The 19,699-nt window shown below is 71.4% G+C and carries 14 protein-coding genes; 7 read left to right on the top strand and 7 right to left on the bottom strand.

The genetic code is table 11. The annotated features are described in order from the left end of the window. Positions 1–22: 22 nt before the first annotated feature. Both ACIPWA_RS08350 and ACIPWA_RS08345 read right to left on the bottom strand, forming a co-directional pair. The gene (locus tag ACIPWA_RS08350; RefSeq protein ID WP_400289405.1) at positions 23–1,126 is read right to left on the bottom strand and encodes a metallophosphoesterase family protein; all 1,104 of its coding nucleotides are present in this window, start codon (positions 1,124–1,126) and stop codon (positions 23–25) included. 11 nt (positions 1,127–1,137) lie between these two features. Next, complete coding sequence (locus tag ACIPWA_RS08345; protein WP_400289404.1) at positions 1,138–3,273, bottom strand: DUF5054 domain-containing protein; 2,136 nt, start codon at positions 3,271–3,273, stop codon at positions 1,138–1,140. A gap of 107 nt (positions 3,274–3,380) precedes the next feature. Between ACIPWA_RS08345 and ACIPWA_RS08340 the strand changes: the two genes are divergently transcribed. The 4 genes from ACIPWA_RS08340 (at position 3,381) to ACIPWA_RS08325 (ending at position 8,576) form a co-directional block, all read left to right on the top strand. Continuing rightward, the gene (locus ACIPWA_RS08340) at positions 3,381–4,385 is read left to right on the top strand and encodes a carbohydrate ABC transporter permease (RefSeq protein ID WP_400289403.1); all 1,005 of its coding nucleotides are present in this window, start codon (positions 3,381–3,383) and stop codon (positions 4,383–4,385) included. Further along, the gene (locus tag ACIPWA_RS08335) at positions 4,382–5,326 is read left to right on the top strand and encodes a carbohydrate ABC transporter permease (RefSeq protein ID WP_068625497.1); all 945 of its coding nucleotides are present in this window, start codon (positions 4,382–4,384) and stop codon (positions 5,324–5,326) included. The genes ACIPWA_RS08340 and ACIPWA_RS08335 overlap by 4 nt, the downstream gene beginning before the upstream one ends. Positions 5,327–5,380: 54 nt before the next feature. Beyond that, positions 5,381–6,709 (top strand): ABC transporter substrate-binding protein, encoded by a 1,329-nt coding sequence (locus ACIPWA_RS08330; RefSeq protein WP_068625496.1) that lies wholly within the window; start codon positions 5,381–5,383, stop codon positions 6,707–6,709. 82 nt (positions 6,710–6,791) lie between these two features. Further along, a complete protein-coding gene (locus tag ACIPWA_RS08325; RefSeq protein ID WP_400289402.1) occupies positions 6,792–8,576 on the top strand; it encodes a glycoside hydrolase family 35 protein in 1,785 nt (594 codons plus the stop codon). A 14-nt stretch (positions 8,577–8,590) separates the two neighbouring features. Here ACIPWA_RS08325 and ACIPWA_RS08320 read toward each other — a convergent pair whose 3' ends face one another. Continuing rightward, the gene (locus ACIPWA_RS08320; RefSeq protein ID WP_400289401.1) at positions 8,591–9,640 is read right to left on the bottom strand and encodes a LacI family DNA-binding transcriptional regulator; all 1,050 of its coding nucleotides are present in this window, start codon (positions 9,638–9,640) and stop codon (positions 8,591–8,593) included. Positions 9,641–9,733: 93 nt separating this feature from the next. On the opposite strand from ACIPWA_RS08320, the gene ACIPWA_RS08315 reads away from it, so the two are divergent. Both ACIPWA_RS08315 and ACIPWA_RS08310 read left to right on the top strand, forming a co-directional pair. After that, the gene (locus ACIPWA_RS08315; protein ID WP_068625493.1) at positions 9,734–11,977 is read left to right on the top strand and encodes an alpha-galactosidase; all 2,244 of its coding nucleotides are present in this window, start codon (positions 9,734–9,736) and stop codon (positions 11,975–11,977) included. Continuing rightward, on the top strand, positions 11,974–12,819 hold the full coding sequence (locus ACIPWA_RS08310; protein ID WP_400289399.1) for an EamA family transporter: 846 nt from the start codon (positions 11,974–11,976) through the stop codon (positions 12,817–12,819). The genes ACIPWA_RS08315 and ACIPWA_RS08310 overlap by 4 nt, the downstream gene beginning before the upstream one ends. 111 nt (positions 12,820–12,930) lie before the next feature. On the opposite strand, the gene ACIPWA_RS08305 is transcribed toward ACIPWA_RS08310, so the two are convergent. Next, positions 12,931–13,773 (bottom strand): NAD-dependent protein deacetylase, encoded by an 843-nt coding sequence (locus ACIPWA_RS08305; protein WP_400289398.1) that lies wholly within the window; start codon positions 13,771–13,773, stop codon positions 12,931–12,933. 222 nt (positions 13,774–13,995) lie between these two features. On the opposite strand from ACIPWA_RS08305, the gene ACIPWA_RS08300 reads away from it, so the two are divergent. Then, positions 13,996–15,702 (top strand): glycosyl hydrolase family 18 protein, encoded by a 1,707-nt coding sequence (locus tag ACIPWA_RS08300; RefSeq protein WP_400289397.1) that lies wholly within the window; start codon positions 13,996–13,998, stop codon positions 15,700–15,702. A gap of 166 nt (positions 15,703–15,868) precedes the next feature. Here ACIPWA_RS08300 and ACIPWA_RS08295 read toward each other — a convergent pair whose 3' ends face one another. From ACIPWA_RS08295 to ACIPWA_RS08285, 3 genes are read right to left on the bottom strand one after another with little or no spacing between them, the layout of a single operon-like run. Then, entirely contained in the window at positions 15,869–17,992 is a 2,124-nt protein-coding gene (locus tag ACIPWA_RS08295; RefSeq protein ID WP_400289395.1) for a carbohydrate-binding domain-containing protein, read from the bottom strand. Continuing rightward, entirely contained in the window at positions 17,992–18,849 is an 858-nt protein-coding gene (locus tag ACIPWA_RS08290) for a polyphosphate polymerase domain-containing protein (protein ID WP_400289394.1), read from the bottom strand. The genes ACIPWA_RS08295 and ACIPWA_RS08290 overlap by 1 nt, the downstream gene beginning before the upstream one ends. Then, positions 18,846–19,484: a DUF4956 domain-containing protein gene (locus tag ACIPWA_RS08285; RefSeq protein WP_400289393.1), complete on the bottom strand. Its 639-nt coding sequence runs from the start codon at positions 19,482–19,484 to the stop codon at positions 18,846–18,848. Before ACIPWA_RS08285 ends, ACIPWA_RS08290 begins: the two co-directional genes overlap by 4 nt. Between the last annotated feature and the right edge of the window lie 215 nt (positions 19,485–19,699).

Raw genomic sequence — 19,699 nt, 5'->3', positions numbered from 1 at the left:
GCACGGGGACGACGTGGGGGCGTCAGGCGAGCGGTGGCAGACGGACCTCGTGCAGGACCTCGCCTGCGAGGTCGCGCATCGTGAGCACGAGCTCGTCGGCGCTCGCCTCGCCGTCGATCCACGCGGCCGCCTCGTCGGAGGCCGTGTCGGCGTCGGGCCCGCCGCTGATGAGCTGCGCGTACGGGAACTCCTCGGTCGCGGGGAGCGAGGTCTGGTAGTGCGTGTGCCCTGACACGACGATCTGGGCGCCCCACCCGACGAGCGCGTCGTGCCACGCGTCGCGGCTCATGCGGCTGAACCAGTCGTAGCCGTCGGCGTCGTAGTCGACGACGGTCTCGTCGATCCACCGCAGCGGGATGTGGCAGAACACCACGCGGTAGGGAGCGTCCGCGATCTCGGGACGAGCCGTGACCTCGCGCAGCCACCTGGCCTGCTCGGCGCGCAGCGGCTCGAACGCGACACGTCCCTCGAAGGTCGGGTGGGCGTCGGGCTTGTCCTCGCCCGTGTGCAGCACGACGCATGCGACCGGACCGATGCGGAAGGCCGTGAACGGCCGCCCCTCCGGCGTGGCGACGAAGTCCTCGAGCTGGTACGCCCACGTGCCGCGCACGTCGTGGTTGCCCACGACGACCGCGAGGGGGCGGCCGTCGCTCACGTCCAGGCCCGCAGGGTTCAGGACGGTCGTGGTGAACTCCGCGGGGTCCGTCCAGTCGTTGCAGAGGTCGCCGTTCCAGACGAGCACGTCGACCTCGGGCGTCGCCTCGTGCAGTGCCCTCAGGGTGTCGTCGCGCTGGTGGGTGTCGTTCCACACCGCGAAGCGCGCGTCCTCGGACGAACCGTCGAGCGTGCGCACCGACTTCCACGCGCTCTCGTGCCGAGGGGACGAGGCGTCGACGGCCTCGGTGACGGTCCTGACGCGCAGGCACGAGCCGTGCGGCAGGCCCTCGACCCGCACGCGCAGCACCCGGGCCCCCTGGGGCACCATGCCGAACGCGTCCCCCGACGCGGTGCCGCGCGAGCCGTCGTCGGACTCCCACTCGACCCAGCCGCGGCACAGCCGGCTCACGCCCCAGACGACCTCGAAGCCGTCGGAGCGTGGGGCCATCACGACGGGAGGGCTGGTCACGAGCGCGCCGGTCATCGTGCGTCCCCGAGGGTGAGCACGAAGCGGAAGCGTAGGTCGTCGTCGAACCACATGGTGAAGTTCGTCCCCCAGACGTTGTTGTGCAGGTTCACGTGAAGTCCTTCGTCGGGATCGGGCAGTGAGTTGTCGAAACGGAGGAGCGCGGGGCGCCCGACCGCGACGAGCGCCGCGTCGAGCGGGCGCAGCGAGAAGGTCCGCGCCGCGGTGTGGGTGACCTCGGCCACGGCGTGCAGGCTGCGGTTGCCGTTGCGCACGACCGACCGCGGGTCGACCGGCGTGTCGATCTTGGTCAGCCGCCAGTCGCCGGGCTCGGTGCGCGGGCGGAAGCCCAACCACCCTGCCTCGGGGAGACGGGAGGCATCCTTGCCGCGCAGGTCGAGCGTGATGCCGACCGGTCCGGGATCGCCCGGGAAGCGGTACGTCAACCGGATGTCGCGTGGCCCTCCCCACGTGTCGCACGCCGCGTCGGGCAGGGCGAGCTGCAGCGTCACGACCGTGCCCGTGCCGTCGGCCGAGCGTTCGCCCGCCACGACGCGCGGGGCGAAGGTCGTGGCCGGCAGCCTCTCGGCGATCGCGAGGCCGGGCTTCGACTGGTCGGGCACCGCCCACAGGGCGTTCTCGTCCATGTCGCGGCAGTACTCGCGCATCCACCGGGCCTCGTCGCGCTCGTCGAACGTCTCGTAGCGGTAGGCCGCGAGCGGGTGCTCGGGTCCCGCCCAGTCCGTCCCCGCGGGGTCGACGAGGGAGACGAGCGAGCCGTCGGGGCCGAAGCGGACCCGGTAGGCGCCGACGTCGAGCGTGGCGTCGAGGTCGACGTGCGTCCCGCTCGACCCCGTACCCGTGCCGAGGGCCGGGCGGGTCTCGGCGATCGCGGCCTCGGCCTCGGCCCGGCGCTCGGGCGAGAGGGCGGCGAGCGCGCGGTCGACGTGGGCCCGTTGCTCGGCCCACGAGCGTTCGAACGCCGAGTAGGCGAGGCCCTGCGGGCTCGGGTGCTCGGTGTACGCCCAGGCGTACTCGTCGAACGCGGCCGGGTTCCCGGACGGGTCGACGACGTCTGCCGCGCGGGCGCGCTCGAAGTCGGCCTTCTCGTAGCTCACGTAGTCGGGCAGGTAGGTCTTGAGGTCCTCGCCCCAGGTGTGCTCGGGCACGAGCAGCAGTCCGTCGCTGAACGCGTCGCACTCCTGGGTGCCCGGTACGAGCGCGCCCGAGGCGACCCACTCGGTGCGCAGCCGCAGCAGCGCCCGCAGCCGTGCGGTCTGCACGGGATCGCTCGCGACGCCGTGGATCCAGGAGTCGCCGATCTCCTGCTCGAGCACCGGCAGGGTCGCGCGGGCCGCGACCGCCTCCCGGCTGAACGCGTCGAGCGTCGAGGCGATCACCCGGGCGCCCGGGTACGCGGCCTGGAGCTCGGCGAACAGCGCCTCGACCTCGTCGACGGGCGGCGGTCCGAAGTTGTCGCCCGTGTGCGCGAGGTGGAGGGCCTCGGTGCCGCCGGGCACGACGGCCACACCCAGCTCGGTCGCCCCGTAGCTCTGCGCGTAGTTGACGACCACCTCGCTGCCGTCGGGAGCGCGCCAGACGAAGAACTCCGGCACCTCGGGCACCGCGGAGGCCCCGTTGACGCCCAGGTGCAGGAAGTCGAGCCCGCCGCGGGCGAGGAAGGGGACGAGGCCGATCGTGTGGCCGGGGACGTCGGTCATCTTCGCTGCTCGGGTGCGGTGGCCGAAGCGCGCGTCGAGCGACCGGCCGATCGCGATGCCGTGCTCGACGAGGCCGGCGTCCATGAGCTCGGTGTGGGTCGTCATCGGGAGCCCGTGCCAGGTCACGTGACCGGCCCGGACCGCTCGTTCCAGGGCTGCTCGTCCGTCGGCGTCGCCGAGCCGGAGCGCCTCGTGGATCAGCCAGGAACCGGTGGTCCAGACGAAGCGGGCCGCCCCGCCCCTGCGCGCGAGCTCCTCGGCCAGCGCGATGGCGCGCGGAAGGTACTCGTGGACGTACCGATCGGTGACGTTCGCGGCGGTGTCGGTGAACCCCAGGTCGAGGTGGGTCTTGAAGACGACGTGGACGGTGGTGATCGGTCCGTCGGTCGGGGGTCTGGTGCCCGGTTGGGCGAGGGGGGTCGCCAGCATTCGTTACTCCTTCGTGACGTGCGGTGGCTCCATGCTGTTTGCGTAAACATACTAGGTCCCACTATCTTCCTGGTAACGCAAACACCCACGAAGGAGTGCGGCCGCGCATGTCGAAGAAGTCATCCGTTCAAGAGGTGGGCGCCAGAGCGCACATCGCTCTGGCGCAGGGACCGGTCGAGCCGTCGACCGTGACCTCCGTGCACGTGCCGACGGCAAGAACCACAGCACCTCCACGGCGGCGCGTCCGCCGGGACTGGGCCGGCTGGTGGTTCGTCGGGCCGTTCATGCTGGTCTTCGCGCTCGTCTTCCTCGCGCCGTTGTTCTACGCGATCTATCTCAGCCTCTTCCGCGAGACGCTCATGGGTGGCAACTCGTTCGTGGGGGTGGAGAACTACGCACAGGCCCTGACCGACCCGAAGTTCTGGGAAGCCATGGGCAGGGTCGCGATCTTCCTGCTCGTGCAGGTGCCGATCATGCTCCTGCTGGCGCTGTTCGCAGCCCTCGCCCTCGACAGCGCCCGACTGCGCTGGGTGCCGTTCTACCGGCTGTCGATCTTCCTGCCCTACGCCGTGCCCGGGGTGGTTGCGGTGATGATCTGGGGCTACATGTACGGCTCGCAGTTCGGCCTCGTCGCCGACCTGAACCACTTCTTCGGGGTCGAGCTCCCGTCGCCGCTCGCGACGAACCTGATCCTGGTCTCGATCGGCAACATCGTCACGTGGGAGTTCGTGGGCTACAACATGCTCATCTTCTTCTCCGCGCTCAAGTCCGTGCCGCAGGAGCTCTACGAGGCCGCGGAGATCGACGGCGCCGGGACGTTCCGCACGATCTTCTCGATCAAGCTCCCGTCGATCCGAGGAGCCCTCGTCATCGCCACCGTCTTCTCGGTGATCGGTAGCTTCCAGCTCTTCAACGAGCCGTCGATCCTGCAGACCCTCGCGCCGAACTCGATCCCGTCCTACTACACGCCGAACCTCTACGCCTTCAACCTGTCGTTCGCCGGTTCGCAGTTCAACTACGCGGCAGCGATCGCGATCATCTCGGGAGTCATCACCATGGTAGTGGCCTACCTCGTCCAGCTCGGCGGCGAGAAGAAGGGGGCGGGGGCATGAGCGCCGTCAGTACCGGGCGCAGGCAGGGCCGCACGCCGAGCCGTCTCGCCAGCGGTCGGATCCCGGGGGACGAGTCGCGCCGTGCGAGGCCGAAGCCTCGGCACAAGCGTCCCTCGCTGCTTCTCGGCGTCCTCATGACGCTCATGCTCCTGTACTGCCTCGTGCCGCTGTGGTGGCTCGTCGTGAACTCGACCAAGACGATGGACTCCCTCTACGGATCGTTCGCGTTCTGGTTCAGCGGTGAGTTCTCCCTGTTCCAGAACATCGCCGACACCTTCACCTACCAGGACGGCATCTTCCTTCGCTGGCTCACGAACACGCTGTTCTACGTGGTCGTCGGCGCCGGGGGCGCTACGCTGCTCGCGACGCTCGCCGGCTACGGCCTGGCGAAGTACAGGTTCCCCGGTCGCAAATGGGTGTTCGCGATCATCCTCGGCGCGATGGCCATCCCCGGCACGGCGCTCGCGGTCCCGCAGTTCCTGCTCTTCAGCGGCCTCGGGCTGACGAACACGCCGTGGTCGGTGATCATCCCGGCGATGGTGAGCGCGTTCGGCCTCTACCTCGTGTGGGTGTACGCCCGCGACGCGATCCCCGACGAGCTGCTCGAGGCGGCACGCCTCGACGGTGCCGGGGAGATCCGCATCTTCTTCGTGATCGCGCTGCGACAGCTCGCGCCGGCGCTGATCACGGTGCTGATGTTCACGGTCGTCGCGACCTGGAACAACTACTTCCTGCCGCTCATCATGCTGAGCGACGCCCAGTGGTACCCGCTCCCCGTCGGGCTGGCGCAGTGGTCCGCGCAGTCGAGCTCGATCGGTGGCCAGGCCATCCCCCACCTCGTCATCACGGGATCGCTGCTCACCGTCATCCCCATCTCGGCGGCCTTCCTCTACCTCCAGCGCTACTGGCAGTCGGGGCTGACTGCCGGGAGCGTCAAGTAGTCCGGTTCATCCGGTACCAGAAATCGAACAACCAACCGCAAAGGAATCACCTCAATGAAGAGAATCTCCACTCGCCGGTGGGAGCGCCTCGGAGCCGTCGTCGGCACCGGTGCACTGCTCGTCGGAGTGCTGGCCGGCTGCAGCACCGGCACGGCCGGGACCGACAGCGGCTCGACCGACACCGACAAGGCGCTCGAGGGCGATGTCACGCTCACCTGGTGGACCTGGTCGGACGACACCCAGGTGATCGCGGACGGCATCTCGAAGGCCTACCCGAACGTCACGTTCGACGTCGTCAAGCTCGAGAACCCGGATGCGGTGGTCACGAAGCTGCAGAACGCGATCAAGGCGGGGAAGGGTGCCCCCGACCTCGTGCCGGTCGAGTACCAGACCCTCCCGCAGCTGACCCTCGGCAAGGCGCTCGCCGACCTGAACGGCTACGGTCTCGACACGTACGAGGACGGGTTTACGGCCTCGACGTGGAACGCCGTCAACGTGCAGGACAAGCTCGTCGCGCTCCCCATGGACTCGGGCCCGATGGTCATGATCTACAACAAGGACATGTACGACAAGGCCGGCGTGACGGCCGCACCCACGACGTGGGACGAGTTCGCTGCGGCGTCGCAGGCGATCCACGCGGCGGACCCCGAGGCCTACATCGCGAACAGCGGTGACGCGGGCTTCTTCACCAGCATGATCTGGGCCTCGGGCGGTCAGCCGTTCCGGACCGACGGCGAGAACGTCACGATCGATCTGCAGGACGAGGGCACCAAGAAGTTCGCCGACTTCTGGGGCGAGCGGCTCACCGCCGGCGAGCTCTCCGGCCTCTCGACCTGGTCGGACGAGTGGTCCAAGGCGCTGACCCAGGACAAGCTGGCGACGCTCCTCATGGGCTCCTGGATGATCAGCGGGATGGACGACTACGGTCCTGCGGGCAAGTGGCGCGTCGCCCCGGTCCCGTCGTGGGACGGTCAGCCGGCCTCGGCCGAGAACGGCGGCAGCGGACTGGCCGTGACCGAGCAGAGCGCGAACAAGGCCGCCGCGGCGGGCGTCCTCAAGTACCTCGCCGACGGTGAGGGTCGCGCGCTGCTCAACACGACGGGCTTCCCGTCGACGGTCGCGGACCTCGCGAACCCCGAGTTCCTCGACTTCCCGTTCGAGAACTACGCGGGCCAGCCCGCCAACCAGGTCGGCGCGGCCTCGGCGGCGTCGGTCGTCACCGACTGGCAGTACCTGCCGTACCAGGGCTACGCCAACAACGTGTTCGGCGACTCGGTCGGCAAGGCCCTGGGCTCGAACGGCGACCTCAACGCGGCCCTCCTCGAGTGGCAGGAGACGCTCGTCGCGTTCGGCAACGAGCAGGGCTTCAACGTCAACGAGTAGCGCACCGACCGCACCATCCCGCGGGGCTGTCGCCGTCACGGCGGCCGCCCCGCGGGCCATTCCACGACCTACAGGATGATGCATGCCCAGCTTCGCCATCGGCGAGACGGACTTCCTTCTCGACGCCGTCCCCTTCCGCGTCCTCTCGGGCGCGCTGCACTACTTCCGCGTGCACCCCGACCAGTGGGGCGACCGGATCCGCAAGGCACGCCTCATGGGGCTGAACACGATCGAGACGTACGTGCCGTGGAACGAGCACGCGCCGGTCCGAGGCGAGTTTCGCACCGGCGGACAGCTCGACCTCGGCCGCTTCCTCGACCTCGTGCACGCCGAGGGAATGCGCGCCGTCGTGCGTCCGGGCCCGTACATCTGCGCCGAGTGGCACGACGGGGGACTCCCCGGATGGCTCGTCGCCGACCCGGCGATCACGCTGCGCTCGAGCGATCCCGCGTACCTCGAGGCGATCGGTGAGTACCTCGAGAAGGTCTACGCGATCGTCGGGCCGCGCCAGGTCCAGCACGGCGGGCCTGTCGTCCTCGTGCAGATCGAGAACGAGTACGGGGCCTACGGTGCCGACCACGAGTACCTGCGGCGTCTGACGTCGATGACCCGCGCCCTGGGGATCGACGTGCCGTTGACCACGGTCGACCAGCCGACCGACGAGATGCTCGCGAACGGCGGTCTCGACGAGCTGCACCGGACGGCCTCGTTCGGTTCGCGCGCGACCGAGCGTCTCGCGGACCTGCGCCGCCATCAGTCGACCGGACCGTTGATGTGCTCGGAGTTCTGGTGCGGCTGGTTCGACAGCTGGGGCGAGATCCACCACACGACCTCGGCCGAGGAGTCGGCGCGCGAGCTCGACGAGCTGCTCGCGACGGGAGCCTCGGTCAACATCTACATGTTCCACGGCGGCACGAACTTCGGGTTCACGAATGGCGCGAACGACAAGGGCACCTACCGGCCCATCGTGACGTCGTACGACTACGATGCACCGCTCGCCGAGGACGGCACCCCGACCGAGAAGTACTGGCGCTTCCGCAAGGTGATCGCGAAGTACGCGCCCGTGCCCGACGAGGTCCCCGAGGAGCGGGTCGACGCCCCGGTGCTCGAGGTGCGCTTCGACCGTTCCGTGCCGCTCTGGTCCGTCCCGGTCATCGACGCGCAGACCTTCGACCACCTGCCTGATGCGACCGAGCTCGGCTCGACGCGGGGGTTCACCTGCTACTCGACCACGGTCGAGCACGGAGGGCTCCTCACGTTCACCGAGGTGCGGGACCGCGCCCAGGTCTTCCTCGACGGCGTGCCGGTCGGGACGCTCGACCGTGAGCTCCACGAGAAGATGACCCCCTTGCCCCGCGAGGACGGCGGCCGGATCGCCGTCCTCGTCGAGAACCTCGGCGGCGTGAACTACGGCCCGCGGCTGGGCGAGCCCAAGGGGCTCATGGGCCCGGTGACGCTCGACGGCGTCGAGATCGCGGAGTGGGTCGCCGGGCGGGTCCGTCTCGACGACCTCGGGCCGATCCGGGAGGCGCTCTCCCGCGCGGGTGACGGGACAGGAACGGACGCCCGTCGGCGCGGGGACGGGAGCCCGGCGGTCTGCGGACCGGCGTTCGTGCGTGGTTCGTTCGTGCTCGACGAGCCGGCAGACCTTCACCTCGACCTGCGCGGGTGGGGCAAGGGCGTCCTGTGGGTCAACGGCGTGAACCTCGGCCGCTACTGGAGCCGTGGGCCGCAGCGCACCTCGTACGTCCCGCTGCCTGTGACCCGGGCCGGGGAGAACGAGGTGCTGGTCTTCGAGACGATCGGCGCCGCCCCGGCGACCGCGCAGCTCGTCGCCCGCCCCGAGCTCGGACCGACCGAGGCGTGAGGATCCCCGTGGGGCTAGCTGCGAGCCGGCCCCGTGCTCGCGCGGACCACGAGCCGCGTCGGTACCAGGACCTTCTGCGTACCGTTCGGGTCGCCGTCGATGATCGAGAGCAGCAGCTCCGTCGCCTGCCGACCCACGGCGTCGAAGTTCTGGTGCACGGTGGTCAGCGCCGGCCAGTATGCGGCCGCGTCGTCGGTGTCGTCGAAGCCGACCACGCTGACGTCGTCGGGCACCTTCCAGCCGTGCGCATGGATGGCGTGCATGGCTCCGAGCGCCATCTGGTCGTTGCCCGCGAACACGGCTGTCGGTGGCTGGGCGGAGCCGAGGAGGTCGCGCATGCGCTCCATCCCCGAGGTCGCCGTCCAGTCGCCGACGACCACCGGGCGCGGCTCGAGCCCGGCGTCGGACATGATCTGGCGGTAGGCGGCAGCTCGGCGCTTGGCCGAGAAGGACGTCGCCGGTCCGGAGATGTGCGCGATGTCGCGGTGCCCGAGGCCGAGCAGGTGCTCGAGCGCGATCCGAGCACCCTGCTCCTGGTCGGTGTCGACGATCGTGTACGGCAGCTCGGCGTCGGAGTCGACGATGACGAGGGGGAGGTCCGCCGTGAGCTTCAGCTCGTCGAGCGAGTCGAGCTCGGCCGACATCACGAGGATGATGCCGTCGACGGCCTGCTCCTCGAGCCGGCTGAAGGCGCCCGCGACCTCGAGCTGCGTCGGGTCCTCGACGGGCAGCAGCGTGGTCGTGTAGCCGGCGGCCTCGCAGGCCTCGGCGATGGCGTTGAGCGTGCGCTCGGTGCCGAGCGTGGCGAGGTTGAAGGTGACGAACCCGATGCTGCGGAACCGGCCCGACTTGAGGATGCGAGCAGCGCTGTTGGGCCGGTAGCCGAGCGCCTGCATCGAGACGCGTACGCGCTCTCGCGTCGAGGCCCGGACGTTCGTCTGCCCGTTCGCGACGCGCGAGACGGTCTGTGCGGAGACCCCCGCGTGCTTGGCGACGTCGTTGATCGACGCACGCGGTCTGGACGAGGGCTCGGCACTCGGCGATGTGTTCGATGAGGACGTCATGGTGGCGCAAACACTAGCGGAATTCTGCCGTTCCGTCCTCCCTCGTCCTGAAACTGCCAACAACCTGTACGACCACCCGAAGAGAGGTCCCCGATGACCACCGACCGACCCGTCCATGGCCTGCTCCTGCGCTCCGGCGGAGTCGCCCTCGCGCTCGATCTCGCCGACGGCGCCCTTCCCTCCGTCGTGCACTGGGGGGCCGACTGTGGCCCCCTCGACGAGCGCGGCTTCGACTCCGTGCGCAGGTCCGCGGTCCTGCCCGTGGGTGCGAGCGAAGTCGACGTCCCCGTGCGGGTCGCGGTCCTGCCGGAGCACACGCGCGGCTGGATGGGCCGCCCGGGCCTCAGTGGGTCGCGCGCGGGCACGGCCTGGTCGCCACGCTGGCGCACGACGTCGGCGCTGCTCGACGGGCGCGAGCTGCTCGGGCCCGCGGCCCACGCGGTCGTCGACCACGGCAGCGGGACGCTCGTCGTCACGGCCGTCGACGACGACGCCGAGCTGAGCCTCGAGCTCACCGTCGAGCTGTCGGTCGCAGGGACCGTGCGCCTGCGCGCGGAGGTCGAGAACACGGGTGAGGGGCACTACCAGCTCGACGAGCTGCTGCTCTGCCTGCCCACCCCGACCGAGGCGAGCGAGATCCTCGACCTGGCCGGACGGTGGGGCGGCGAACGGGCGCCCCAGCGCAGCACGGTGACGGTCGGTGCGCACCGCAGAGAGGGCAGGCGCGGCCGGACCGGGCTCGACGCGGCGACCGTGCTCTCGGTCGGCACGCCGGGGTTCGGCTTCGGTCACGGCGAGGTCTGGGGGGTGCACACCGGGTGGTCCGGCAACCACGTCCACCAGGTCGAGCGGGTCCTGAGCGGCGAACAGCTGATCGGCGGAGGGGAGCTGCTGCTGCCGGGCGAGGTGCGCCTCGCCCGCGGCGAGCGGTACACGAGCCCCTGGGTCCACGGCTTCTACGGGGCAGGCCTGGACGACGCGGCACGGCGCACGCACCGGTACCTGCGCTCGCGCCCGCAGCACCCGACCTCGCCCCGCCCCGTCACGCTCAACGTGTGGGAGGCCGTCTACTTCGACCACGACCTCGACACCCTGCGGGAGCTCGCCGACCGTGCGGCCGAGCTCGGCGTCGAGCGCTTCGTGCTCGACGACGGGTGGTTCGGCGGGCGGCGCGACGACCGCGCGGGCCTGGGGGACTGGTACGTCTCGCCCGACGTGTGGCCCGACGGGCTGCACCCGCTCGTCGACCACGTGCGTGGCCTCGGCCTGCAGTTCGGGCTGTGGTTCGAGCCCGAGATGATCAGCGTCGACTCCGAGCTCGCACGCGCGCACCCCGAGTGGATCATGGCGACCGGAGGCCGGTTGCCGGTCGAGGCGCGCCACCAGCAGGTCCTGAACCTTGGGATCCCCGCGTGCTACGCCCACGTCCGCGACGCGATGTGCGCGATCCTCGACGAGTACGACATCGCGTACATCAAGTGGGACCACAACCGCGACCTGGTCGACGCGGGCTCCGGGCCCGACGGGCGTCCGGGGGTGCACGAGCAGACCCTCGCCTTCTACCGGCTCGTGGACGAGCTGAGGTCCCGCTACCCGGGCCTGGAGATCGAGTCGTGCTCCTCGGGCGGCGGCCGGGTCGACCTCGGTGTGCTGGAGCGCACCGACCGCGTCTGGGCCTCCGACGACAACGACCCCCTCGAACGTCAGCAGATCAACCGGTGGACGGGCCAGCTCGTGCCCCCCGAGCTCGTCGGGGCCCACGTCGCGTCGGGCGCCTCGCACACCACGGGCAGGGTCCAGGCGCTGTCCTTCCGGGCGATCACCGCGCTGTTCGGGCACCTCGGGGTCGAGTGGGACCTGCGGGCGGCGAGCGCGGCCGAGCTCGCCGAGCTGGCCGGGTGGATCGCGTTCCACAAGGAGCACCGCGCGCTGCTGCACGGAGGAGAGGTCGTGCGCCTCGACCATCCTGACGCCTCTCTCGCACTGCACGGCGTCGTGGCGGCCGACGGCTCGGAGGGGCTGTACTCGTACGTCTCGCTCACGCGGGCCGCCGTGGCGAGCCCGGGGCGGATCCGGCTCCCGGGGCTCGACGCTACCGGGACCTACCGCGTCGAACCGGTCCTCGTCGGCGGGGTCCCGCACGGCGCCGACCCGGCACCCTGGTGGGACGGCGGGCCGCTCACCCTGAGCGGTCCGGTCCTGGCCACCGTGGGCGTGGTGATGCCCGCGCTCCGGCCCGAGCAGGCCGTCCTGCTCCACGCGGTGCGCGTGGCCCACGGCGCCGGCCCGGTCGGTGCCGGCTCCGAGGGCGGGGACGTGCCGGCGGAAGCGGAGTGACCGGGTCGGTCGTCGCCGTCGTCCTCGGTGCTGCGGTCCTGCACGGCACCTGGAACGCGATCGCCAAGGCCATCCCCGCCCGGCTCGTCTGCTCGACGCTCATCGCGCTCGTGTACCTCGTGGTCGGAGGAGCGGCCTGCCTGGTGCTGCCGCTCCCCGACCGGGAGGCGTGGCCGTACCTCCTGGTCTCGGCCGCCGTGCAGACGCTCTACCTCCTGCTGCTCACCGCGGCGTACGCGAAGTCGGAGTTCGGGAGCGCCTACCCCCTCACCCGCGGCATCGCGGTGCTCGGCATCACCCTCGTCTCGACGGTCTTCCTCGGGGAGGTGATGACCGCGGCGCAGCTCGGGGGCGTCGCGGTCGTCGCGCTGGCGCTGCTCACGCTCGCGTGGGCGCCCAAGGGCCGCGCGAGCGCGACCGGCACGCTCATCTCGGTCGTCGTCGGCCTCACCATCACGGCGTACTCGGTGCTCGACGGCGTCGGGGTGCGCCTCTCGGGCGAGCCGCTCGGCTACGCAGCATGGCTGTTCCTGCTCCAGGGGGTCTCGATCCCGCTCACGTGCCTGCTGCTGGCGCGGGACAAGGGCGAGTTCGTGCGAGGGCTGCGCACGCACGCACCGATGGGGGTGCTGGGCGGCGTCCTCTCGCTCGCGGCCTACACGATCGTGGTCTGGGCGCAGTCGATCGCACCGCTCGCGGTCGTCTCGGCGCTGCGCGAGACGGGCGTGCTCGCGGCCGGAGCGATCGGCTTCCTCGTGTTCCGTGAACCGCTGAGCGCACGGCGCGTCACGGCGACGGTCTGCGCCGTCGTGGGCATCGTGGCGATCCGGCTCGGTGCCTGAGGGGACCTCCGGCCGAGAAGTGAGCAGATGCCCCTGGATCGAGCGATCCAGGGGCATCTGCTCACTTCTCGGCGCGGGCTCCACGCGAAGCCCCCGGCGCGAGACGGCCCGTCAGAGCCTGTCCGCGAACTCCTCGAGCGTCTCGGAGACGCCGGCCTCGAGCTTGATCGTCGCGAGCGGGTCGCCCCGGGTCGCGCCGCGGTTGACGATCACGACGGGCTTGTCGGTCTTCACGGCGTGCTTGACGAACCGCAGCCCGCTCATGACGGTCAGCGACGAGCCCGCGACGAGCAGCGCGTCCGCGGCGTCGACCATGGCGTAGGCCCGCTCGACCCGCTCGCGCGGCACGTTCTCGCCGAAGTACACGATCTCCGGCTTGAGCATGCCGCCGCAGAACTCGCACGCGGCGGGTACGAAGTGCGCGGTCGACTCGATGACCGCGTCGGCGTCGGGAGCGGTCTCGACGTCCTCGAGGTCGCCGATGCTCTCGAGGAAGTGCGGGTTGAGCTCGGTGAGGCGGTCGGCCAGGTGCTCGCGCGAGACGACGCGCGCGCACGACAGGCAGATCACGCGGTCGTAGCGCCCGTGCAGGTCGATCACGTTGCGCGAGCCCGCGTCCTCGTGGAGCAGGTCCACGTTCTGCGTGATGATCCCCTCGAGGATGCCGCGTTCCTCGAGCCGCACGAGAGCCTTGTGCCCGCCGTTGGGGTGCGTGCGGTGCACGCGCTGCCAGCCGACGTGGTTCCGCGCCCAGTAGTGACGGCGGAAGGCCTCGTCGCCGACGAACTGCTGGTACGTCATGGGGTTGCGCGGGGGAGAGTCGGGGCCGCGGTAGTCGGGGATGCCCGAGTCCGTCGAGATGCCCGCGCCGGTCAGGGCGGTCAGCCGCTTGCCGCGCAGGAGGTGCAGGACGTCGTCGGTCGTCGGGGTCGTGGCAGGGGTCTCCGGTAGCACCGTTCGAGCGTACGACGCGTGCCTGAAGATCGGGTGAATCTCCCGAACGGGCCTCGGTGGGGCGAGGTGTAAAACACCTGTTGACGGGGCAAAAGGGACGCCTCGGGGACCGGTAGGAAACTTATTGGTTAAGGGTCTTGGCAAAGGTTCTCAGCACGGCTAATGTGCGAGGCGTCCGAACAAAGTTCCGGGCGTGCCCGGAGGAGAGCAACGAGGCCCTTCATGCAAGACACACCCACGCGCCGGCTCGCGCCGGTGGCGATCGCCGCAGCAGCGGTGCTCGCGGCATCCGTCCCGGTGGCCCCCGCTGCCCAGGCCGTCGCGACCCAGTCCGTCGCTTCTGCCAAGCCCGCTGCGACGACCGCGGGCCCCGACGACATCAACGGCTACCGCAGCGTCGGCTACCTCATGGCCGACAGCCCCGTCACGCGCGACTTCCACGTCGCGAACCTCGTGTCCTCGGGCGCGATCAAGGACCTGACCCACCTCAACTACGCGTTCGGCAACGTCACGACCGACCTGGTGTGCGACATCACCGAGGAGCCCGGCGAGGGTGACGCGCAGAACGACTTCCTGCGCCTCGTCCCCGCCAAGAGCTCCGTGGACGGCAAGGCCGACAAGCCCGGCCAGGCGCTCGCGGGCAACTTCAACCAGCTCCGCAAGCTCAAGGAGGTCAGCCCGGACACCAAGATCCTCGTGTCGCTGGGTGGTTGGACCTGGTCGGACAACTTCTCCGAGGCCGCCTCGACGGCCGAGGGGCGCACCCGGCTCGTCGACTCGTGCCTCGACATCTACATCAAGGGCAACCTGCCCCAGATCGGTGACAAGGGCGGCCCGGGTGCTGCGGCCGGCATCTTCGACGGCATCGACATCGACTGGGAGTGGCCTGTCACGGGCGGCGAGACCGCCAACGCACGTCCCGAGGACAAGGAGAACTTCCTGCTCCTCATGGAGGAGTTCCGCTCCTCGCTCGACGCGCTGGGCGACCAGGACGGTGAGGACTACCTGCTCACGGCGTTCGCGCCGGCCGGCGGCTGGAACGCGGGTCAGGGCGGCTGGCTCGACAAGCGCTTCTTCGCGTCGGTCGACTTCCTCAACGTCCAGGGCTACGACTTCCACGGCGGCTGGGTCCCCGACAAGACCGGGCACCAGGGCAACCTGCACCCGGACGGCACCGAGAACTGGGGCCTGGGCCTCGACGGCGCCATGGGCATGTACGTGAACGCCGGGGCGGACCCCCAGCAGCTCAACGCGGGTCTCGCGGCGTACGGCCACGGCTGGTACGGCGTCGAGGACGGCAGCGCGGCCTGGAAGCCTGCTGAGGGCTACGTCGGCACCAAGACCTACGCCGAGCTGCGCACGTTCGGCAAGGCGTTCTTCGACCCGACGGTCGGCGCGTCGTGGCGCTACGACGGCGACCAGTGGTGGAGCTTCGACGACCCGGCGTCGGTCAACGCCAAGGCAGAGTGGCTCGCGGTCCAGGGGTACGGCGGGGCCATGTGGTGGGACCTGAGCGGTGACTACAAGAACGAGCTCGGCGGGACGCTCGGCTCGACCCTGCGCGCCTCGACGCCCGGACCCGGGGTCGACGCGCAGTGCGCCGCGCCGTGGTTCGGCTCGGGCGTCTACAGCTCGGGTGACGTCGTCTCGCACGACGGCGCCGAGTACAAGGCCAAGTGGTGGACCCGCGGTACGGCTCCGGCAGCGACCTCGGGCAGCCCGTGGCAGAAGATCGGCCCGTGCGGCACGGCCCCCGTGGTCGAGGTCGTCAAGTGCGCCCCGGCGTTCTCGCTCGAGGCGACCTACACGGGCGGCGCCGTCGTCTCCCGTGCGGGCGTCAACCACACCGCCCAGTGGTGGACCCGTGGCGAGGTGCCCGGGAGCAACGTCTGGGGTGCGTGGGACGCGGGTCAGCCCTGCTCGGCATGACCTGCGTGACGGCGGTCTGACCGCCGCGCTGCACCGCAGCACCGTGTCGTGGGCCGTTCCATGACAGGGGGAGAGGGGTGCCGCACCGTCGGGTGCGGCACCCCTCTCGTGTCGTCCTGTCGGGTGTCCCGTGCCTACGGCCTGCGGACGCGCGTGCCCGACGGCGTCACGTGCCGCTCGTCGTCGCCTCGCCCGTGGCGTCGGTCGAGTCGCCGGCACCGGGTCGGCGTCCTCCGCCACCCATGCCTCCCGTGCCGCCGCCCGCGAACTCACCCGCGGTGGCCGTCGCGACCTGCGTGGCGCCGTCGGTGCTGCCGTCCGACGAGAGGCCCGTCGTGTCGGGCGAGCCGAGCGTGCCGCCCGCCTGGACGACGTACGCCGCCCCCGTCGTGATCTCGGGCGACGAGTAGACGATGTTCTCCGTGTCCTTGGTGACCTCGTAGGACACGAGGGTCGTGCCGTCGTCGGACAGGACGTGGACCACGGTCCCGGCCGCGGCCGTCTGGTCGAGGTTCGCCGCGACCCAGCCCTGCGACGAGTCGGTGTCCGGGGCGACCGCCATGCCCGAGCTGCCCGCGGCGAGCAGCGTGCCGCCCGAGACCGTGAACGCCCCGGCGGTGTCGAGCGCGCCGTTGCCCGCGTTCGTCGGGCCCTGGACGACGGTCGTGCCGCCCGTGATCTCGATCGTCCCGTTGCTGTCGAGGCCGTCTCCGCCCGCGTCGACCACGAGCGTGCCGCCCGTGATCTTGAGCCAGTAGTCGCCCGTGTCGGCGCTCTCGCCTCCGGGTGCACCGCCCTGGCCGCCGGCCTGACCACCCGGGGCTGCGCCGTCGGGCATCTCGCCGTCGGGCATCGCGGGAGGCTCGCCCGCCGTACCGTCGCCCGGGGCGGCGCCGTCGGGCATGGCCGGCATCTCGCCGTCGGCCGGGGGAGTGAAGTCGTCGGGCATCTCGCCGTCGCCCGCGGGAGCGCCCTGGGGTGCGGTGCCGTCCTGGGTGGTGCCCGCCGCGGTGTCCGACGTGCTGCTCGTCCCGCCTGCGGCGTTCACGCCGTCGTCGGACGACGTGATGTCGACGTCGCCGCCCGCGAGCGTGATGGTCGCCCCCTCGAGGCCCTCGACCGACTCGGTGACCGTGAGGTTGCCGTCCGCGACGGTGACGTCGCCGTCGGCGTGGACGCCGTCGTCGCCCGAGGCGAGCGTGATGTCCCCACCGGAGACGGACACCGCGCCGTTCGAGTGCAGGCCGTCGTCCGCGGCGTCGACGCGCACGTCGGCGCCGCCGCCGACCACGACCCCCACGTCGCCCTTGATGCCCTTGGCGGACGCGTCCTCGGCCACCTCGGCGCCCGCGCCCCCGGCGGCGGCGATCGTCACGGTCGCGTCGGAGACGATCGCGTCGGTCTCGGCCTGGATGCCGTCGTCGCCCGCCGTGAGGTCGACCGTGCCGCCGAGGACCGCGACGTAGCCCATGGTCTCGTCGTCGGCGTTGGTCGACTTGAGACCGTCGGCGACCGCAGTGACGGAGACCGACGCGTCGCCCGTCACGACCAGGTAGTCCTTGCCGCGGACGCCGTCGTCGGCCGCGTCGACCGTAAGGACGCCGCCCGCGATCACCAGGCCGTCCTTGCTCACGATCCCGTCGGTCGAGGCGCTGACCACGTCGAGCGACCCGGTGCCGCCGATCGTCAGGTCGGCGGAGGAGAACAGGGCGCCGTCGGGCTCGTCGGTGCTGCCGTCGCCATCGGCATCGACAGCCGCCCCCGTCGCCTCGAGGTGGTTCGTCGAGCCGTCGGCCAGGACGACGACGGCGCTCGCCGCGTCGTCCACGACCAGGGCCGAGGTCGTCGAGCTCGTGACGCTCGCGCCGTCGAGCACGAGGCGCACCACGCCGTCGCCCGACGAGGCCACGACGAGCTGCCCGTCGGTCAGGTCCCCCGTGACGCGGTAGGTGCCGGCCTGGGTGATCGTGACGGTCGAGCCGTCCACGCTCACGCCGTCGCCGTCCGCCTGGGCCGAGTCGCCGTCGAGCGAGATCGCGACCTCCTCGGACTCGTCCCACGCGAGGTCCTCGTCGTCGGCTCCCGAGGAGTGCGGCTCGGCGTTCGCGGCCATGGCCTCCTCGGGAGTCAGGCCCGCGACGGCGGACGACGCGGTGGTGGCGGACGCGGCGTCGCTCGTGGTGGCGCTCGTGCTCTCGCCGGCGTCGGCCGAGCAGCCGACGAGCGCGGCGGCGGTGAGCGTGGCGGTCAGGACCGCGGTGGTGACGGTGGTCGGTCTGCGAAGTCGCATCAGGTGCTCCTGTCGTGAGAGGTGGTCAGGGAGGGCTCGACGTAGCGGCGGATGACGCGCCGCCACGGCGTGCCCGGCAGGTCGGGGCGGAGGACCGCCAGACCCGTGCCGTACTTGGAGATGCGCTGCGGCCGGTGGCCGCTGCGCCAGAGGAGGTGGTCGAGGCACGACGGCGTCGACCCGGTCTTGGTCTCGACGACGACGAGGTCGGGGACCGCCGCGGTGCGACCCGAGGGCGTGCCCTCGTCGAGCAGCCACGTGAGGTCGCTGTCGAGCGTCGCGCGGGCGGCTGGTGCTCCCTGCGCGCCGCCGGGGAGGAAGAGCGTGGTGCGCCGGTAGCGGGTCACGAGCCCGGCCGCGAGCGGCAGGTCGGCGGCCGCGGGGATCGCGGCGTCGTCGAGCGTCGCGGACACGAAGCGGCGGCCGTCGCCGAGCGCGCACCTGGCGTCGGGCTCGTGCTCGACGCGCTCCTTGACGGTCGACCCGCGGGCTGCACGCGTCTTGACCTCGAGCCACGCCTCGCCCGAGTCCAGGTAGGTCCGGGTGCGGACCTTGAACCGGCGGCGGCGCCGGTGGGCCGCCAGGTGGTAGCTCGTGAGATCGGGGGTGTCGAAGTACACCGACTCGTACGCGAAGTCGCGGCGGCCGTCGATGTCGAGGACCCGCACGCCCGGCTCCCGCTCGACCAGGTCGGCGAGCACCGCGCGCGCCTCGGCCCGGTGCAGGACGTACTTGCGGTCGATCCGGGTCTGGAGCGAGGCCGACTCGACGAGCTCGTCGAGCGAGATGGGGGCGAACCCGGCGTGAGGTGCGGCGAGGGTGTCGGGCGTGGCGCCGTCGGGCAGGAGCGTGGTCATGCCGGCACCTGCCCTGCGCTCGCGGCGCCCGGGAGGGAGGCCGCAGACGGTGTGGCGTCGCTGCTCGCGATGACGCCGCCGCCCGGGGCGACCTCGTAGCGGACGTCGACCAGGGTCGTGTCGTTGACCAGGTCGAGGCGCTGGACCGAGGCCGAGTGGACGTGCGCCCCGAGGAGCTGCTCGAGGTAGGCGACGAGGCCGACCTCGTCGGGAAAGGCGCGGTCGAGCAGGATGACCTGGCTGCGGTGGCGGCGCAGGAGTCGCGGGTGGTCCGCGACCGCCATGACCACGAGGATCAGGGCGCTGCCCGCGACGCCGAGCCAGCCCGCGCTGGTGCCGAGCCCGCCCAGGAGACCCAGGGCGAGGGCGGCGAAGTAGTAGGCGACCTCGTGCTGGGACAGTTCGGTCGACCGCAGGCGGATGATCGACAGGACACCGAAGAGGCCGAGTCCCAGGCCCGCGCCGACCGTGCTGCTCGCGAGCGTCGCGGCGACCGCGAGGACACCCACGTTGACGCCCAGGTAGGCGACGACCAGGTCGCGGCGCCGGTGGCGCGGGAAGTAGAGGCCGAACGTCAGGACGAGCACGGCGACCAGGTCGACGAGGTACAGCGCGAGCTGTGGGGGCTGGGTCACGGGTGACCTCCAGTTGACGGGGAAGTGAGCTCCTCCAGTGAGCCGTCCGAACCTGTGAGGTCCCTATGACCCGGGGTAGCCGGGGATATGAGTTCGGGACGCGGCGTCGGTGCCCGACGGCGGGCCCGGCGTCGGGCGTGCGACGGCGCCTCCCTCGGGTGCCGGCAGGCGCGCGGGGTGCCCGATTCGGTCCAGGCGCCGCGAGCGGGTATCCT

It is taken from the genome of Oerskovia enterophila (assembly GCF_044748475.1).
Classification (GTDB): Bacteria; Actinomycetota; Actinomycetes; order Actinomycetales; family Cellulomonadaceae; genus Oerskovia; species Oerskovia enterophila.
This window is presented reverse-complemented; position numbering and strand designations above follow the sequence as displayed.

Bases quoted from the DNA above. Each gene is read 5' to 3' on its own strand.
- ACIPWA_RS08345 (WP_400289404.1), bottom strand. From the start codon at position 3,273: ATGCTGGCGACCCCCCTCGCCCAACCGGGCACCAGACCCCCGACCGAC.
- ACIPWA_RS08340 (WP_400289403.1), top strand. From the start codon at position 3,381: ATGTCGAAGAAGTCATCCGTTCAAGAGGTGGGCGCCAGAGCGCACATC.
- ACIPWA_RS08335 (WP_068625497.1), top strand. From the start codon at position 4,382: ATGAGCGCCGTCAGTACCGGGCGCAGGCAGGGCCGCACGCCGAGCCGT.
- ACIPWA_RS08330 (WP_068625496.1), top strand. From the start codon at position 5,381: ATGAAGAGAATCTCCACTCGCCGGTGGGAGCGCCTCGGAGCCGTCGTC.
- ACIPWA_RS08325 (WP_400289402.1), top strand. From the start codon at position 6,792: ATGCCCAGCTTCGCCATCGGCGAGACGGACTTCCTTCTCGACGCCGTC.
- ACIPWA_RS08320 (WP_400289401.1), bottom strand. From the start codon at position 9,640: ATGACGTCCTCATCGAACACATCGCCGAGTGCCGAGCCCTCGTCCAGA.
- ACIPWA_RS08315 (WP_068625493.1), top strand. From the start codon at position 9,734: ATGACCACCGACCGACCCGTCCATGGCCTGCTCCTGCGCTCCGGCGGA.
- ACIPWA_RS08300 (WP_400289397.1), top strand. From the start codon at position 13,996: ATGCAAGACACACCCACGCGCCGGCTCGCGCCGGTGGCGATCGCCGCA.
- ACIPWA_RS08295 (WP_400289395.1), bottom strand. From the start codon at position 17,992: ATGCGACTTCGCAGACCGACCACCGTCACCACCGCGGTCCTGACCGCC.
- ACIPWA_RS08290 (WP_400289394.1), bottom strand. From the start codon at position 18,849: ATGACCACGCTCCTGCCCGACGGCGCCACGCCCGACACCCTCGCCGCA.